Raw genomic sequence first — 2212 nt, 5'->3', positions numbered from 1 at the left:
AAAAACATGCAATAGAAATTAGATTTTCAATAACAAGTGAACTGCTATTTTTAAATCAAAGATTATAGAAATAGCAGTTCACTTGTGAGGATGATGCTATCAATTTTTTTTTGAATGTTTATTGTGTGGCTAAGTACTTTAATAACTTTTTCAATATGCTCAATTTCGTCTTCATTTTCGTTAACAATAAGCTCTCTACCTTTTCTATACTTTAAGTAACTTTTAAGAACTTGATAACTTCCAATCATATATTCATACACTTCTTTAGATACATTGGTAAAACAGCATGTTGAATTATAGTAAAGTTCATTACTATCTTCTTTATAAGTAATTTTATCTACAATTCGATTATAGTCTCCTTTATGATTACCAATACTATTATCAAGTTTTAAATTCTCTTTCAGCAAATGAGAATTAATTAGGTTAGTTCCAATCTTACTAAGCTCTAAAAATATATCTACATTATCTACAAAAATAACCTTAGGAAAGTCTATTTTTAAAAATTCAATAAAACGAGTTCTGTAAATATTTGAATAAAGAGTTGCATAAATGTATCCCAGTATTTCTTCTGGAGTAAATATTTTGCTATATTTATCATTAATAAAATTTCTAAAAGTATTCTTAAAGTTTTCTTTTATTATATCTTTAAATATCCCCTGATCTTCTTTTATATAAAGAGGAAAAATATAGCCTGATTCACTGCCCCTATTTGAAACAAAGCATCTTTCTGAAATTTTAGAAGTAATAAAAGCATGATTAAAACCATTTGTTGATAAAAGTCTTGTTGTAACAAGTCCTATATTGCCTTCAATTTCCAAGATATGCTTAATGGTATCATATCTTGGAGCTGTTACAACCCCTTTGTTTTTAGAGTAATAAGTAAATCTATTGTCAAATGGCCTGTATTGTACTTCTTTAACAAAACTTGGATTGATATTAGTAGATTTTAAAAATTTTTGAACTTCTTTTAACTTCCAATCTAAGGAATCTTTTTCTATTTCATATTTGTTTCTTGCATCTTCTTCTTTAAGGTATGCAAAATCATTAAGTTTTTTAAGTAATTCTTCTTTTGTAAAGTCAATTGCTATTTTATCTTTAGAGCTCATAATTCCAAGACTTCTTATATTGAAAATATTTGTTAAAGATTTTCCTTTACTATAAATATTTTCAATTGAAAAATCTTTTTTTATAAAGAAATAATTAGGTGGACTATATTCAAGTTTTTCAAAATTAACAGTAAAGATATTGTTATTATTTAAGAATTCATACTTTTTTTCTCTTTTACCTTTTATACTGTTGTAGTAAATATTAGCTAATTTGGTTTTTTTTCTTTTTCTTTATATTTAGTAAAAATAGCAATTGAAACTCCAGTTTGTATATCAAATACATTTTCATCTACACTGCCATCTTCAGTTTTTTCTTTTTTACGTGAGTTACCATGTAGATTTAAAATATAAATCTCGTCAAAAGTTTTAAGTAAGTGGTATCTCATGCCTCTAAATGTGATGTTATCAAGGTATCCATTGTTTGTTATAATACCGAGAAGTCCCTCTTCACTGCCTTTAATATTTAGCAATCCTTCTTTGTTATCCTCTAATTTATTCTCTGCGAACCTAATAAATTTTACATAATCATCATTAAGTGTTTTAGTATTTCTTTCATTTATAGGTTCATTTTCTATTTTTTTATAATCATTAATTAAGTTTAATATATATTCGTTATTATTTTTTGATTCTGCACTATAAGGTGGATTACCCAGTATTACAAGTATTGGATTACGCTTAACCCCATTTGCTTCCTTGGTTTCTTTTGCAATATCTTTAAAAAAAGAAAAAGAAAAGAATTTCTGATCTGTAATTTCTTTTAAATCAAGAGTATTGGTTAAATATACTTTAAGCCCTGGATTCTTATTAGAGTCAACTTTGCAAACTTCTTTTAAATGCTGACATAATTTCAAGTGTGCTACAGCGTAAGGTGCCATTAAATATTCAAAACCATAAATATTCTTTAAAATATGAAAATTAATATAATCTTCTTGTCTTCCGGATTTCTTCTTAATTTCTTTTAGTATAGTACGAATAACTTCAAGTAAAAATGTGCCGGTTCCTGTTGCAAAATCTAGTATTGTAACTTTTTCTTTATTTGCAAGACCGTGATTTAGCTTAAATTCTTTTTTAAGTATTTCATTTAAACTACTTACAATAAAGTTAAC

2 protein-coding genes are annotated in these 2212 nt (G+C 25.6%); both read right to left on the bottom strand.

Features of this window, described 5'->3' with window-relative positions:
* Positions 1-62 precede the first annotated feature (62 nt).
* Positions 63-1106, bottom strand: a complete 1044-nt coding sequence (locus HNP68_RS07320) for a type ISP restriction/modification enzyme (protein WP_235684963.1) — start codon at positions 1104-1106, stop codon at positions 63-65.
* Between the two features lie 206 nt (positions 1107-1312).
* On the bottom strand, positions 1313-2212 hold a 900-nt coding region (locus HNP68_RS07315; RefSeq protein ID WP_420703301.1), incomplete at its 5' end, for an N-6 DNA methylase.

It is taken from the genome of Borreliella yangtzensis (assembly GCF_014201775.1).
GTDB classification, from domain to species: Bacteria; Spirochaetota; Spirochaetia; order Borreliales; family Borreliaceae; genus Borreliella; species Borreliella yangtzensis.
This window is presented reverse-complemented; position numbering and strand designations above follow the sequence as displayed.